Origin of the sequence: Pseudomonas sp. NMS19W, from assembly GCF_051554255.1 — a bacterium.
In the GTDB taxonomy this organism is placed as follows: Bacteria; Pseudomonadota; Gammaproteobacteria; order Pseudomonadales; family Pseudomonadaceae; genus Aquipseudomonas; species Aquipseudomonas kribbensis.
The window spans coordinates 1891554-1905759 of record NZ_CP136718.1; the positions used below are offsets into that span (position 1 = coordinate 1891554).

The 14206-nt window shown below is 61.6% G+C and carries 11 protein-coding genes and 1 other RNA gene; 10 read left to right on the forward strand and 2 right to left on the reverse strand.

Annotated features, from left to right (window positions below; all coding sequences use genetic code 11):
• Positions 1 to 160: 160 nt before the first annotated feature.
• From zipA to R1A29_RS08665, 5 genes are all read left to right on the forward strand, one after another.
• On the forward strand, positions 161 to 1027 hold the full coding sequence (gene zipA, locus R1A29_RS08645; protein WP_134826014.1) for a cell division protein ZipA: 867 nt from the start codon (positions 161 to 163) through the stop codon (positions 1025 to 1027).
• Positions 1028 to 1114: 87 nt separating this feature from the next.
• Positions 1115 to 3472: an NAD-dependent DNA ligase LigA gene (gene ligA, locus R1A29_RS08650; RefSeq protein WP_438301163.1), complete on the forward strand. Its 2358-nt coding sequence runs from the start codon at positions 1115 to 1117 to the stop codon at positions 3470 to 3472.
• A 67-nt stretch (positions 3473 to 3539) separates the two neighbouring features.
• Positions 3540 to 4706: a zinc-binding metallopeptidase family protein gene (locus R1A29_RS08655; RefSeq protein ID WP_438301165.1), complete on the forward strand. Its 1167-nt coding sequence runs from the start codon at positions 3540 to 3542 to the stop codon at positions 4704 to 4706.
• A 111-nt stretch (positions 4707 to 4817) separates the two neighbouring features.
• Positions 4818 to 4914: signal recognition particle sRNA small type (ffs, locus tag R1A29_RS08660), an RNA gene on the forward strand.
• Between the two features lie 232 nt (positions 4915 to 5146).
• Positions 5147 to 7105, forward strand: coding sequence for a hypothetical protein (locus tag R1A29_RS08665; protein ID WP_438301166.1), 1959 nt, complete (start codon positions 5147 to 5149; stop codon positions 7103 to 7105).
• 17 nt (positions 7106 to 7122) lie between these two features.
• Here the strand turns inward: R1A29_RS08665 and R1A29_RS08670 are convergent, their stop codons facing one another.
• Positions 7123 to 7872, reverse strand: a complete 750-nt coding sequence (locus tag R1A29_RS08670) for a substrate-binding periplasmic protein (RefSeq protein WP_438301167.1) — start codon at positions 7870 to 7872, stop codon at positions 7123 to 7125.
• A 145-nt stretch (positions 7873 to 8017) separates the two neighbouring features.
• Here R1A29_RS08670 and dnaX point away from each other — a divergent pair, with 145 nt between their 5' ends.
• From dnaX to R1A29_RS08695, 5 genes are all read left to right on the forward strand, one after another.
• Positions 8018 to 10090 (forward strand): DNA polymerase III subunit gamma/tau, encoded by a 2073-nt coding sequence (dnaX, locus tag R1A29_RS08675; RefSeq protein ID WP_438301168.1) that lies wholly within the window; start codon positions 8018 to 8020, stop codon positions 10088 to 10090.
• A 67-nt stretch (positions 10091 to 10157) separates the two neighbouring features.
• On the forward strand, positions 10158 to 10496 hold the full coding sequence (locus tag R1A29_RS08680) for a YbaB/EbfC family nucleoid-associated protein (RefSeq protein WP_007951650.1): 339 nt from the start codon (positions 10158 to 10160) through the stop codon (positions 10494 to 10496).
• Between the two features lie 148 nt (positions 10497 to 10644).
• Positions 10645 to 11679 (forward strand): NADP-dependent oxidoreductase, encoded by a 1035-nt coding sequence (locus R1A29_RS08685; protein ID WP_408986973.1) that lies wholly within the window; start codon positions 10645 to 10647, stop codon positions 11677 to 11679.
• Between the two features lie 66 nt (positions 11680 to 11745).
• The gene (gene recR / locus R1A29_RS08690) at positions 11746 to 12348 is read left to right on the forward strand and encodes a recombination mediator RecR (RefSeq protein WP_064378769.1); all 603 of its coding nucleotides are present in this window, start codon (positions 11746 to 11748) and stop codon (positions 12346 to 12348) included.
• A gap of 71 nt (positions 12349 to 12419) precedes the next feature.
• The gene (locus R1A29_RS08695) at positions 12420 to 13568 is read left to right on the forward strand and encodes an acyl-CoA dehydrogenase family protein (RefSeq protein ID WP_438301169.1); all 1149 of its coding nucleotides are present in this window, start codon (positions 12420 to 12422) and stop codon (positions 13566 to 13568) included.
• A 46-nt stretch (positions 13569 to 13614) separates the two neighbouring features.
• On the opposite strand, the gene R1A29_RS08700 is transcribed toward R1A29_RS08695, so the two are convergent.
• Positions 13615 to 14163: an adenine phosphoribosyltransferase gene (locus tag R1A29_RS08700; protein ID WP_438301170.1), complete on the reverse strand. Its 549-nt coding sequence runs from the start codon at positions 14161 to 14163 to the stop codon at positions 13615 to 13617.
• Positions 14164 to 14206: the final 43 nt, after the last annotated feature.

Below are 14206 nucleotides of genomic sequence, written 5' to 3' on the forward strand. Positions count from 1 at the left end.
ACGGTGTAAAGTTGTCTTTGGTCGTGCTAGTTTAATGTCAATTTTTCGTATACGTGGGCAAAACGCCTGTCAGAACATAGAGTTGGCGCCACGTTTTAAAGCGGTTTGCACAGTGTAAACCCCTTATTTTTCAGCATTTTTTATAGAGGCACGGGATTACATGGAAATCGGTCTGCGCGAGTGGCTGATCGTCATCGGCATCATTGTGATAGCCGGTATTCTTTTCGATGGCTGGCGCCGTATGCGCGGCGGCAAGGGAAAACTGAAATTCCGTCTTGACCGAAGTCTGTCCAACCTGCCGGACGAGGACACCAGCGCCGAGCTGTTGGGCCCGGCCCGCGTGCTGGATACTCATAAAGAGCCGCAACTGGACGAACACGATCTGCCATCGGTGAGCATGCCGGCCCGCGAACCACGCGAGCCTCGCGAATCCGGTTCCAAGCGCGGCAAGCGTGGCAACAACGGTCCGGCCCAGGGCGACCTGAACCTCGATCTGGACCTGGACGGCGGCCCGAGCTTCAGCAGTCGTGACGATGACTTCATCGAGCCTGTCGCCAAGTCTTCGCCGGCCGTTGCCGACAAGGATCAGCCGCAAGCCGAAGAAGTACTGGTGATCAGCGTGATCTGCCGCGACCCGGCCGGCTTCAAGGGCCCGGCACTGTTGCAGAACATTCTGGAAAGCGGTCTGCGTTTCGGCGAGATGGACATCTTCCACCGTCACGAAAGCATGGCCGGCAACGGCGAAGTGCTGTTCTCCATGGCCAACGCAGTCAAGCCGGGCATCTTCGATCTGGACGACATCGACCATTTCAGCACTCCGGCGGTGAGCTTCTTCCTCGGCCTGCCAGGTCCGCGTCATCCGAAGCAGGCCTTCGACGTGATGGTGGCGGCAGCCCGCAAGCTGTCCCAGGAGCTGAACGGCGAATTGAAAGATGACCAGCGCAGCGTCCTGACCGCGCAGACCATCGAGCACTACCGTCAGCGCATCGTCGAATTCGAACGCCGCGCCCTGACCCAGAAGCGTTGATTGAAAAGGTTGCCTCGCAATAAAGGGGCAATCGGCAAAATAGATTGAGCAGCCTCGGCTGCTCTTTTGCTTTATGAGAGAACACCCATGACTGCCGCCAAAGACCGCATTCTAGAGCTGCGCGCTGAACTCGATCAGCACAACTACCGTTATCACGTCCTCGATGAGCCGAGCATTCCGGATGCCGAGTACGACCGGTTGTTCCACGAGCTCAAGGCGCTGGAAGCGGCCAACCCGGAACTGATCACCAGCGACTCGCCGACCCAGCGCGTCGGCAGCGTGGCGCTGACCGCATTTACCCAGGTGCGTCACGAAGTGCCGATGCTCAGCCTCGGCAACGCCTTCGAAGAAACCGACATGCGCGAGTTCGACCGCCGGGTGACCGAAGGTCTGGACCTGCCGGCCGGTGATCTGTTCGGCGGTGGTGCGGCGGTGGAATACAGTTGCGAGCCGAAACTCGATGGCCTGGCGGTCAGCCTCCTGTATCAGGACGGCGTGCTGGTGCGCGGTGCCACGCGCGGCGACGGCACCACCGGCGAAGACATCAGCGTCAACGTGCGCACGGTGCGCAACATTCCGCTGAAGCTGCACGGCGAAGGCTGGCCGGCGACGCTGGAAGTGCGCGGCGAAGTGTTCATGTCCAAGGCCGGTTTCGAGCGTCTCAACGCCTCGCAACTGGAAGTCGGCGGCAAGACGTTCGCCAACCCGCGCAACGCGGCGGCCGGCAGCCTGCGTCAGCTGGACTCGAAGATCACCGCCAATCGCCCGTTGGAATTCTGCTGCTACGGCATCGGCCAGGTGTCCCACGACATCTCCGATACTCACATCGGCAACCTCAAGCAGCTGCAAGCCTGGGGCATGCCGATCAGCCACGAATTGAAACTGGCCAAGGGCATCGGCGAATGCCTGGATTACTACCGCGATATCGGTGAGCGCCGTAACTCGCTGGCCTATGAAATCGACGGTGTCGTATTCAAGGTCAACAGCATTGCCGACCAGCGCGAACTGGGCTTCCGCGCCCGCGAACCGCGCTGGGCCATTGCGCACAAATTCCCGGCCATGGAAGAGCTCACCGAACTGCTCGACGTGGAATTCCAGGTTGGCCGCACTGGTGCCGTCACTCCCGTGGCGCGCTTGAAACCGGTAAAGGTCGCCGGCGTCACCGTAGCCAACGCCACGCTGCACAACATGGACGAAGTTGCGCGGCTGGGTCTGATGATCGGCGACACGGTGATCATTCGCCGTGCCGGTGATGTGATCCCGCAAGTGGTGCAAGTGGTCATCGAGCGCCGCCCGGAAGATGCGCGGCCGGTGCAGATTCCCGAGAGCTGCCCGGTCTGCGGCTCCCACGTCGAACGCACGCAACTGGTCAAACGCAGCAAAGGCAAGGAAACCATCAGCGAAGGCGCGGTGTATCGCTGCGTCGGTCGTCTGGCCTGCGGTGCGCAGCTCAAGCAGGCGATCATTCACTTCGTTTCCCGTCGGGCGATGGACATCGAAGGCCTCGGTGACAAGAGCGTCGAGCAACTGGTTGACGAAGGTCTGGTCAGTTCGCCGGCCGATCTTTATGCGCTGAAGTTCGATGACATCGTCGACCTCGAAGGCTTTGCCGAGGTGTCGAGCAACAAGTTGCTGGCCGCCATCGAAGACAGCAAGAAGCCGGGCCTGGCGCGCTTCATCTATGCGCTGGGTATCCCGGATGTCGGCGAGGAGACCGCCAAGGTGCTGGCCCGCTCGCTGGGGGCGCTGGAGCGCGTCCAGCAAGCCTTGCCGCAAGTGCTGACGTACCTGCCGGACATCGGCCTGGAAGTGGCGCACGAGATTCACAGCTTCTTTGAAGATGCGCACAACCAGCAGGTGATTACCGAATTGCTGGGCCACGGTTTGCAGATTCAGGATCAGGGCGAGCTGGGCGCCGAGTTTGCCGCGAGCACCACGCTGGGCGGTTTCCTCGACAAGCTGCACATCCCTTCGGTGGGGCCGGGCGGGGCGCAGAAACTGGCGGACAAGTTCGAAACGCTGGAAGGCGTGATGAACGCTGACTGGCTGGACATGCGCCAGGCATTGCCGGAGAAACAGGCGAACTCGGTTCGTGAGTTTTTCGAATTGCCCGAGCATCGGCAATTGGCGGAAAGTGCCGAGAAGCAACTGCGCGATTTCGGCATGCACTGGCAGAGCGAAAAGAAAGTCGTCGAAGGCCTGCCGCTTTCCGGCGAAACCTGGGTACTGACCGGCAAGGTCGAGCTGATGAGCCGCGACGTCGCCAAGGAGCACCTGGAAAGCCTCGGCGCCAAGGTCGCCGGTTCCGTGTCGGCCAAGACCCATTGTGTGGTCGCGGGGCCAGGCGCCGGGTCGAAACTGACCAAGGCCAACGAGTTGGGCGTGAAGGTCATGGACGAAGAGGCGTTTATCGCGTTCCTGAAAGGACACGGTATTTCCGCCTGACGCAACGCGCGGGAACGATCAACTCGCGGGAATGATCTAGTCTTGGCAAGCCCCAGGAGAGATCGCCATGTACCGCTTTTTCGAGCAGCTCAGTTCCCGCATCGTCGCGCCGTTCATGGGCGAATCCTCGCGCAACAGCAAAGTCTGGCCGTGCCGCTGCGGCCAGTCGCTGTTCTTTCGCAACAGCCAGTGCCTGGCCTGTAACGCGGCGCTGGGTTATCAACCGGAACACAGTCGGCTGACCTCGCTGCAACCGGGGCCGCAAGAGGGCGCCTGGACGCTGGATGTCGATCCCGAAGCCGGCCTGTTCCGGCGTTGCGCCAATCTCGATACCCCGGCGGCCTGCAACTGGCTGCTGCCCGCCAACGATCACGACACCCTGTGCGCGGCCTGTGATCTGAATCGCACCATTCCCGATCTGTCCGTCCCGGAGAACCCCGAACGCTGGCGAAAGGTGGAAATCGCCAAGCGCCGACTGGTGGCGCAACTGATCAGCCTCGGGCTGCCGGTCATCCCGAAAACCGTCGATGAAGACACCGGCCTGGCGTTCGATTTCATCGGCGTCGATCTGGAGGGCAATGCTCCCATGACCGGCCACGCCAATGGCTTGATCACCCTCGATATTGCAGAAGCCGACGACGCCCACCGCGAACAGGTCCGGGCGCAGATGCACGAACCCTATCGCACATTGCTCGGGCATTTTCGCCATGAGGTCGGGCATTACTACTGGGATCGGTTGATCGCCAACGGCCCTTGGCTGGGTTCATTTCGCAACCTGTTCGGCGACGAACGCGCCAGTTATGCCGAGGCGCTGGAGCGGCATTATCAACAGGGCGCGCCGGCCGACTGGTCGCAGCATTACGTCAGCGCCTACGCCACCATGCACCCGTGGGAAGACTGGGCGGAAACCTGGGCGCATTACCTGCACATGATGGATGCGGTGGACACGGCGCTGGGCTTCGGCATGAGCGCCCGGGAGATGGACCTCGACTACCAGCCGTTTCCGTCGAGCACGCTGTACGACCCCGAACATCCCGGCGGCGCGGCGTTCCTGTCGTTCGTCAACGCGTGGATCGAACTGGCCGGCATGCTCAACGAACTGTCGCGCAGCATGGGCCAGCCGGATTTCTATCCCTTCGTGCTGCCGCCGGCGGCAATCGCCAAGCTGCACTTCATTCATCTGGTGATCCAGCAAGAGGGCGGCCGCGCGGACGAGGTGCTTCAGGCGCAATAGCAAGTGCTTGAAGCCCTTCATATTTTTAATCTGCAACCAGCGGTTGTAACTTCGTCTCAGATAGGTACAATGGCGCGGCTCGCCGACAGGTGAGCGTCGTTATGGTGACCCTATCGGTCCCCCCGCAACGATTACCCGTGAATCTGGTCAGAGCCGGAAGGCAGCAGCCACAGCGGGAACATTGTGTGCCGGGGTGTGGCTGGTAGGGTTACCACCTTAACGAACATCGAACGAATCAACGCCGAACTGCATGGGTTTCGCCCAATGCGGTTTTTTTATGCCTGCGATTTGGTGGTTCGTCCCCAAACCCTCTGCTAGCAACGGCGTCGACGCGGGGTAATCATTTCCCTTGCGATCCCGCATACTCGCCACAACTGAAATAAATGAAGAGTCTGGCCAGGATCGACCTAGCAAGGTCTGGGCCCTGGCCGCGAGGTTTTATGCTCCCGGAACATTCCGATCTATCCAGCCCCGTGTTCTTGCCTGTCACGGATGAAACCTGCGCGAACCTGTTGCAGGCGAGTGGCACCAAAGCCCTCGAAGCCCTGACCGACCCAGAGTTGGCGGCAGTGCTGGTCATCCAGAATCTGGTACAGACGACAGAGCAGGATCTCGGTGCCGTGGCGGCAGAAAAGATTCTGGCCAAGCTCTTGTCCTGGGCTGTCGAAAAGCGGCAGTCAACAACGGCGGGCCTGCTGTCCGAAGCCCAGCGACTGTTCGATCCGCGCAAATTGTATTTCGGCCTGAAGGTCCTCCAACCGCTGAACCTGCGATTTCTGCTGGCCGAAGAAGTGTCCGCACGCGACTACTTGTTGCCCGATGGTCAGTGGGATTTCGAATACAAAGTCCGGCGCCATCGCAGCCATGACCCGTTCAGTCAGCAGATCGTGACGCCCCGGCAGCGCGAACGCTGGCTGAGCCCGGCACAAGACAAACTGGTCAGAACCTTCCGCGCCAATCTGGACGAAGACCTGCACGTTCAAGGCTACGCAGGGATTGGCAAAAGCCATCTGCTGGTGGCGTTGCTGGAGCATTTGCGGCCGGAAAAGACCCTGTTGCTGGCGCGCACCCCGGCCAAGCTTGAAGTCCTTCGCCAGCGCATGGTGGGGCCGAGCGAGAAGAAGGCCGGCAAGACCTTCCTGGCGTTTGCCCAGTCGCTGATGCTCGGTCGCAGGCCTCAGCCGGAAGGGGCTGCTCGAATCCCGAGTCGACAGGCGCTGGCGCAGGAACTGAACATCTACGGTTTTCGCCACCACGACGGGCAGGCGACCCTTGAACTCTGCCTCAAAGTGATCGAGCGCTACTGCCGTTTCCGCGATCACACTTTTTCGGCGAAGCATCTGCCGCATTTCAACCAGCCGCTCTCCAGCGTGGACGCGCAAGTGTTGCTGGAGTATTCGAGCCGGCTGTGGGGCTACCTCGAGCTCAATCCGGCGTGGGGCAGCCAGACCGGTTTCGAAGCGCTGCTGATGATCAAGCGCGCCTGTATCGCCGGTTGCGTGGTGCCGGCGCGCTACACGCACGTACTGATCGACGAAAGTCAGGACATTCCCGGCTCGCTGTTGCAGATCATCGAGCGTGGCCGCCAGGTGCTGATCACCCTCGGCGACGAGTACCAGCAGGCCAGCGGCGTATCGGTCAAACGGCAGCGTGAGGTTCGCCAAAGCGATATCAGCTATTCCGTGCGCTCGGGCCGTAACGTCGAGCGGCTGGTCAATCCGTTGATCGCCCGGCACTCGCAGAAGGGCAAGATTCCGTTCGAAGGCGCCAGTGACGCCGACGTCGTCATCAAGGAGTACCCGGAAGGTTTCGTGCCTTCCGAAGGTTGCGTGGTGCTGACGGCCTCGCCGTGGGACAGCATGATCTGGGCCATCCACCTGCACGATTCCAACTGCAAATTCAGATTCCCGGACAAGCGCACCCAGGATGATCTCAAGCATTTCATGGCCACCGCCATCGAACTGTTCAAACCGGACTTCTACCGCTCGGAATTCAGCGAAAACGGCGTGCATCCGTACTTCAGCGACCTGCCTGACTGGCAAGCGGTGTGCGACGCCAACCGGTTCGACGAGTCGTTCCTGCGGGTCAAGGCCAAGCTGGAAAACGGCTTCATGATTGCCGACCTGACGCGCCTGAACCGAATGATCGACAACACTGGCAACGGCTGCATGCTGATGCTGGCGGAAGAGGCGGGCGGCATGGAGTTTGACAAGGTGCTGCTGACGCCGGGGCTGCTGACCAACGAAAAATTCAAGGATGCCTACGCGTTCGATCAACGGATCTGCGCCGTGTACATCGCCATCTCCCGCGCCAGGCTGAAGCTTTACGTGCCATACGATGTGGTGGCGTGGGTCGAGTATCACGAATACCAGAGATTCCGCGATACGGCGGGGCATTGATCGAGCGATTCAAAGGCTCATGGGGCGTTTTCGGGGGTACCGGTATACAACCGGATAATGTCATCAATCTCCCCCGACATTTTCATCCGCAGCAACGTCCTCAATATTCGCTGCACGGGAACATCCGGATCGTTGCGCACGTAACAGCCGACCTGCTGCTCCTGCAATACCGCCACCCCTTGCAGTTGTTGCCCCGGCAGCAGGCGCTGGTTGAACCAGTCCAGGGTCCATTGATTGCTCACGGCGTAGTGGTAGCGACCGGCCAGGAGTTTCTCCAGCACTTGTTCCTGATTGCGCGCGTCTTCGCGCCATAGGCGGTCGGCGTCGAACAGTGGTTGCAGGGTGGGGTAGCTGTAGCCAAGCACGGTGCCGATCGACTGGCGGGGCAGGTGGGCCGGATCGACGCTGGAGGGTTGATCCTGGCGGCTGATCAGCAGATCACGCTGAAAGAACAGTGGAATGCTCCAGATGTAATCGCCGGACTGGTTCGGCAGCCAGGATTGCGCGGCATAACAGCGCACGTCGACCTCACCGTGTTCCATGGCGCTCTGCACCCGGGTGCGGGGCAGGACGTGAAACTCCGCCGGCACGCCGACCTGGGTCGCGAGGCTAAGCATCATGTCGTAAAGAATGCCCTGGGTCGGGCGGCCACGTTCGTATTGCACCAGCGGCATCGCCCAGCTGTCGGCCATGGCAAAACGCAGAGGCGGCTGCGCGGCCATCACGTTCAGGCTGATTCCCAGTAATGCCCCCACGGCCCACCGCATAAACGCTCCGGTAATTCCCGATCCCGAGCCGACAAAAGCCCTCGCCCATGCAGCTTAGCCAGAATAGAAGAGCGCACCGGATGCAATTTTGCCCTTGCTCCGCTAGCATTAGCCGCTTCTGCTTCCTTTGCCGCGACGGTTTTCGATGAGTTATCAGGTTCTTGCACGTAAATGGCGTCCGCGCTCGTTCCGCGAAATGGTCGGCCAGACCCATGTGCTCAAGGCTCTGATCAATGCCTTGGACAGCCAGCGCCTGCACCACGCCTACCTGTTCACCGGGACGCGGGGCGTCGGCAAGACGACGATTGCGCGAATCATCGCCAAATGTCTGAACTGTGAAACAGGTATCACTTCAAGCCCCTGCGGCGAGTGTTCGGTGTGCCGCGAGATCGATGAAGGCCGCTTCGTCGACCTGATCGAGATCGACGCCGCGAGCCGGACCAAGGTCGAGGACACCCGCGAGCTGCTCGACAACGTGCAGTACGCCCCGAGCCGTGGGCGCTTCAAGGTCTACCTGATCGACGAAGTGCACATGCTCTCCAGCCATTCCTTCAATGCGCTGCTGAAAACCCTCGAAGAGCCGCCGCCCTACGTCAAGTTCATCCTGGCGACCACCGACCCGCAGAAACTTCCGGCAACGATTTTGTCGCGATGCCTGCAGTTCTCCCTGAAGAACATGACGCCCGAGCGTGTGGTCGAGCATCTGACCCACGTCCTGACCGCCGAAAACGTACCGTTCGAAGACGACGCCCTGTGGCTGCTCGGCCGCGCGGCCGACGGTTCGATGCGCGACGCCATGAGCCTGACCGACCAGGCCATCGCCTTCGGTGAAGGCAAGGTTCTGGCCACCGACGTACGGGCGATGCTCGGCACGCTGGACCACGGTCAGGTCTATGACGTCCTGCATTCCCTGATCGAAGGCGACGCCAAGGCGTTGCTCGAAGCCGTACGCCACCTGGCTGAACAGGGCCCGGACTGGAACGGCGTACTCTCGGAAATTCTCAACGTGCTGCACCGCGTCGCCATCGCCCAGGCCTTGCCGGAAGGTGTCGACAACGGCCACGGCGACCGTGACCGGGTGCTGGCACTGGCCCAGGCCTTGCCGGCCGAAGATGTGCAGTTCTATTACCAGATGGGCCTGATCGGTCGCCGCGACTTGCCGCTGGCGCCGGACCCGCGAGGCGGTTTCGAAATGGTTCTGCTGCGGATGCTGGCCTTCCGGCCGGCGGACACGGCGGACGCCCCGAGGCAACCGCTAAAGCCAGTGGGGATCAGCCAGGCCACAGTTGATTCCGCAAACTCAGTGGCTGCCGCGCCGAAACCTGCGCCGGTAGTTGCTGCGGCTGTTGCGCCGGCTCCGGTGGTTGCACCTGCACCTGAGCCCGCGCCGGTTGCCCCGGTGATTGCACCTGAACCCGTGCCTGAGCCGGAACCCGAACCGGTCGCTGTCGAAGAAGTCGTCGATCTGCCGTGGAATGATCCGGTAGAGCCCGCTCCTGTGCAGCAGCCAGCGGTAGAGCCGGTGCTGGAAACGGCCGCCGAGCAGCCAGAGTTGCCGCCAATGCCGCTGCCGACCCCGGACAGCGTCGTGCCGGATGCGCCTGAATGGGCCGCTGCGCCGATCCCCGAGCCGTCCGTGGCCGAAGTCGATGCCTTTACGCCAGGCATGGACATGGACGACGAGCCACCGCTCGATGAAGACTACATAGAGCCGGACATGGATTCGGCCTACAGTTACCTCGATGATCTGGCCAGCGAGCACGCCGCAGAACCGGCCCCCGAATCCGAGCCGGAACCCGCCGCCGCGCCTGCCACCGGTCTGGCCCTGCAATGGCTGGAACTGTTTCCGAAACTGCCGATTTCCGGCATGACCGGCAGCATCGCCGCCAACTGCACGCTGATCGCGGTCGATGGTGACAACTGGCTGATGCACCTGGACCCGGCCCATAGCGCCTTGTTCAACGCCACTCAGCAGCGCCGTCTGAATGATGCCTTGAACCAGTACCACGGCCGCACGCTGAACCTGAGCATGGAGCTGATCAAGCCCGAGCAGGAAACTCCGGCTCAGGCCGCATCCCGGCGCCGTGCCAACCGTCAGCGCGAGGCGGAGGAGTCGATCCACGGCGATCCGTTCATCCAGCAGATGGTGCAGCAGTTCGGCGCGGTCGTGCGACACGATACTATTGAACCTGTCGATGCCCTGGTCAGTCAGGGCTAATAACTGAAGGCGTTCGGCGCAAGTCGCCGGGCGCTGTATTGATCCAAGTACTTTTGAGGTGATTACCATGATGAAAGGTGGCATGGCCGGCCTGATGAAGCAGGCGCAGCAGATGCAGGAAAAAATGGCCAAGATGCAGGAAGAGCTGGCCAACGCAGAAGTCACCGGCAAGGCCGGCGGCGATCTGGTCACCGTGGTGATGACCGGTCGTCACGACGTGAAAAAAGTCAGTATCGACCCAAGCGTGCTGCCGGGTCTGGACGAAGACGACCGTGAAGTGGTCGAGGATCTGGTGGCCGCTGCCGTCAACGCCGCCGTGCGTCAGATCGAAGCCAACAGCCAGGCGAAAATGGGCAGCATGACCGCTGGCATGAACCTGCCGGCCGGTATGAAACTGCCGTTCTGATTCGCCTTGGCGGGTTGGATGAGCTACAAAAAATGCCAGGCATCGCGCCTGGCATTTTTGTTTCCGGCTGACGAAACATCGAACGCGCAATAGCTGCAACGGTCTGCTCCCTATACCGACGAATTCACTATTCACAGGAGACGCTGACATGTCCGACCCTCTGACTCTCAACCAACGCTTCGTGCTGGCCTCGCGGCCGGTGGGCGCGCCGACGCCCGAGAATTTCCGTCTGGAGCGCGAGGCACTGCCGGATCTTGAAGACGGCCAGTTGCTGCTCAAGACCCTTTACCTGTCGCTCGATCCCTACATGCGCGGACGCATGAGCGACGCGCCGTCCTACGCGGCGCCGGTACAAATCGGCGAGGTGATGACCGGCGGGGCTGTCAGCCGGGTCGAGCAATCGCGTCATCCGAAATTCCAGGTCGGCGATCTGGTGGTCGGTGTCACGGGCTGGCAAAGCCACAGCCTCAGCGACGGGCGCAACATCATCCCGATCCCTTCGGGGCTGCCGAGTCCGTCGATGGCCCTTGGTGTGCTGGGCATGCCGGGCATGACCGCTTACATGGGGCTGATGGATATTGGCCAGCCGAAAGCAGGGGAGACCCTGGTGGTCGCTGCGGCGTCGGGTGCGGTAGGTTCGGTGGTCGGTCAGGTCGCCAAGATCAAAGGCCTGCGCGCCGTCGGCGTGGCCGGTGGTGCCGAGAAATGCAAATACGTGGTCGAGGAACTGGGTTTCGACGCCTGTATCGATCACAAGGCGCCGGACTTCGCCGAACAACTGGCCAAGGCCTGTCCGAAAGGCATCGACATCTATTACGAAAACGTCGGCGGCCATGTCTTCGATGCGGTCGTCCCGCTGCTCAATCCCAAGGCACGGATCCCGTTGTGCGGCCTGATCGCCGGCTACAACGCCACGGAAGCGCCGAAAGGCCCGGATCGCTTGCCTGCCTTGCAACGCACCCTGCTGACCAAGCGTGTACGCATTCAGGGCTTTATCGTGTTCGACGACTACGGCGACCGTCAGCCGGAATTCATCAGCGCCATGGTGCCGTGGGTGCGCGAGGGCAAGGTGAAATTCCGCGAAGACGTGGTCGATGGCCTGGAGCAGGCGCCGCAAGCGTTTATCGGGCTGCTGGAGGGGCGCAACTTCGGCAAACTGGTGGTGCGGGTCGCCCAGGACTGAGGATTTGACGCTGGCCGGAGGCGCGGGTATAAACCGCGTCTCGTTGTTTTGTCGGACTTTTTCCCCATGAGCTTCAGCCCTTTGATTCGCCAACTGATCGACGCCCTGCGAATTCTGCCGGGCGTGGGTCAGAAAACTGCCCAGCGTATGGCGTTGCAGTTGCTCGAACGTGACCGCAGCGGCGGCACGCGCCTGGCCCAGGCCTTGAGCCAGGCCATGGAAGGGGTCGGACACTGCCGCCAGTGCCGCACGCTGACCGAAGACGACCTGTGCCCGCAATGTGCCGATACGCGCCGTGACGACACGTTGCTGTGCGTGGTGGAAGGGCCGATGGATGTGTACGCGGTCGAGCAGACCGGGTTCCGTGGCCGTTACTTCGTGCTCAAGGGGCATTTATCGCCGCTGGACGGGCTCGGCCCGGAGGCCATCGGTATTCCGCAACTGATGGCGCGGATCGAAGAGGCGGGTACTTTTACCGAAGTCATCCTCGCCACCAACCCGACCGTGGAAGGTGAAGCGACCGCGCATTACATCGCCCAGTTGCTGCAGAACAAAGGCCTGATCGCCTCACGTATCGCTCACGGCGTGCCGTTGGGCGGCGAACTTGAGCTGGTGGACGGCGGCACGCTGGCGCACTCGTTTGCCGGGCGCAAGCCGATTTCCCTCTGAGCCACACAATCCTGTTGAAAACCAAGCAAGCGCTCGGTTAAGTTCGGCGAACCCTTCCATGGAGTTCGCCGATGCCCGCTTTCCAGGAATACTTCGACCCCAGCCACCAAATGGTCCGCGACAGCGTCAGACGTTTCGTCGAGCGCGAGATCCTGCCGGACATCGATGCGTGGGAAGAAGCCGAAAACTTCCCCCGTGAGCTGTATCTCAAGGCCGGTGCGGCCGGCATCCTCGGCATCGGTTATCCCGAAGCGCTGGGCGGCAGTCACGAAGGTGATCTGTTCGCCAAGATCGCTGCCAGCGAAGAACTGATGCGTTGTGGCTCTGGCGGCCTGGTGGCCGGGCTCGGCTCGCTCGACATCGGTCTGCCGCCGATCGTCAAATGGGCCAGGCCCGAAGTGCGGGATCGCGTTGTGCCTCTGGTACTCAGCGGCGAGAAAATCAGCGCGCTGGCGGTGACCGAGCCGGGCGGTGGCTCCGACGTCGCCAGCCTGCAGACCCGCGCTGTACGCGATGGCGATCATTACCGGGTCAGCGGCAGCAAAACCTTTATCACCAGTGGCGTGCGCGCCGATTACTACACCGTCGCAGTGCGCACCGGTGCGCCCGGTTTTGGTGGTATCAGCCTGTTGTTGATCGAGAAGGGCACGCCGGGTTTCACCGTCGGCCGGCAACTGAAGAAAATGGGCTGGTGGGCGTCAGACACGGCTGAATTGTTCTTCGACGATTGCCGGGTGCCTGTGGGAAACCTGATCGGTGCGGAGAACATGGGGTTCGCCTGCATCATGGGCAACTTCCAGAGCGAACGTCTGGCGTTGGCATTGATGGCCAACATGACCGCGCAACTGGCGCTGGAAGAGAGCCTGAAGTGGGCGAAGGAGCGTGAAGCGTTCGGCAAACCCATCGGCAAGTTTCAGGTGATCAAGCATCGCCTCGCGGAAATGGCCACGGCGCTGGAAGTCTCCCGGGAGTTCACCTACCGGCAGGCGGCGAAGATGGCGGCGGGGCAGAGCGTGATCAAGGAAATCTCCATGGCCAAAAACTTCGCCACGGACACCTCGGACCGCATCACCACCGAAGCGGTGCAGATACTCGGCGGGCTGGGTTACATGCGCGAAAGCCGGGTGGAGCGGCTGTATCGGGATAACCGCATCCTGTCGATTGGCGGCGGGACTCGGGAAGTGATGAACGAGATCATCAGCAAGCAGATGGGGCTCTGAATGATCGCTCCCACACGAGTGGGAACGATCGGCGTCGCGGTGTTGCTTACTTATCAGTCAACGCAAACTGCGTCAGGCAGAACGTCGGAACCCCCATGTCTTCCAGACGCTGCGAACCACCCAGCTCCGGCAGATCGATGATCGCCGCCGCTTCATGAACGCGGGCGCCCATGCGGCGGATCAGGTTGGCCGCTGCGATCAGCGTGCCGCCGGTGGCGATCAGGTCATCGAACATCACCACCGAATCGCCTTCGCACAGGCTGTCGGCGTGCACTTCGAGGAACGCTTCGCCGTACTCGGTCGCGTAGCCTTCAGCCAGCACGTCCGCCGGCAGTTTGCCTTGCTTGCGGAACAGCACCAGCGGCTTGTTCAGCTGATAGGCCAGCACCGAACCGATCAGGAAGCCACGCGCATCCATCGCGCCGATGTGGGTGAAGTCGGCTTCCACATAGCGGTGGGCGAAGCTGTCCATCACCAGGCGCAGGGCCTTGGGCGACTGGAACAGCGGGGTGATGTCGCGAAAGATCACACCCGGTTTCGGGAAGTCGATCACAGGGCGGATCAGGGATTTGATGTCGAAGGAGTCGAAGACCATCGTCGAGGTGTCCTGGCAGGGCTGCAAACGGCGCAGTATACCC

What these genes read in the sequence shown, in the direction of transcription:
- zipA (WP_134826014.1), top strand. Translation starts at nt 161, where the DNA reads ATGGAAATCGGTCTGCGCGAGTGGCTGATCGTCATCGGCATCATTGTG.
- R1A29_RS08680 (WP_007951650.1), top strand. Translation starts at nt 10,158, where the DNA reads ATGATGAAAGGTGGCATGGCCGGCCTGATGAAGCAGGCGCAGCAGATG.
- R1A29_RS08665 (WP_438301166.1), top strand. Translation starts at nt 5,147, where the DNA reads ATGCTCCCGGAACATTCCGATCTATCCAGCCCCGTGTTCTTGCCTGTC.
- R1A29_RS08655 (WP_438301165.1), top strand. Translation starts at nt 3,540, where the DNA reads ATGTACCGCTTTTTCGAGCAGCTCAGTTCCCGCATCGTCGCGCCGTTC.
- R1A29_RS08700 (WP_438301170.1), bottom strand. Translation starts at nt 14,163, where the DNA reads ATGGTCTTCGACTCCTTCGACATCAAATCCCTGATCCGCCCTGTGATC.
- R1A29_RS08695 (WP_438301169.1), top strand. Translation starts at nt 12,420, where the DNA reads ATGCCCGCTTTCCAGGAATACTTCGACCCCAGCCACCAAATGGTCCGC.
- R1A29_RS08685 (WP_408986973.1), top strand. Translation starts at nt 10,645, where the DNA reads ATGTCCGACCCTCTGACTCTCAACCAACGCTTCGTGCTGGCCTCGCGG.
- recR (WP_064378769.1), top strand. Translation starts at nt 11,746, where the DNA reads ATGAGCTTCAGCCCTTTGATTCGCCAACTGATCGACGCCCTGCGAATT.
- R1A29_RS08670 (WP_438301167.1), bottom strand. Translation starts at nt 7,872, where the DNA reads ATGCGGTGGGCCGTGGGGGCATTACTGGGAATCAGCCTGAACGTGATG.
- dnaX (WP_438301168.1), top strand. Translation starts at nt 8,018, where the DNA reads ATGAGTTATCAGGTTCTTGCACGTAAATGGCGTCCGCGCTCGTTCCGC.
- ligA (WP_438301163.1), top strand. Translation starts at nt 1,115, where the DNA reads ATGACTGCCGCCAAAGACCGCATTCTAGAGCTGCGCGCTGAACTCGAT.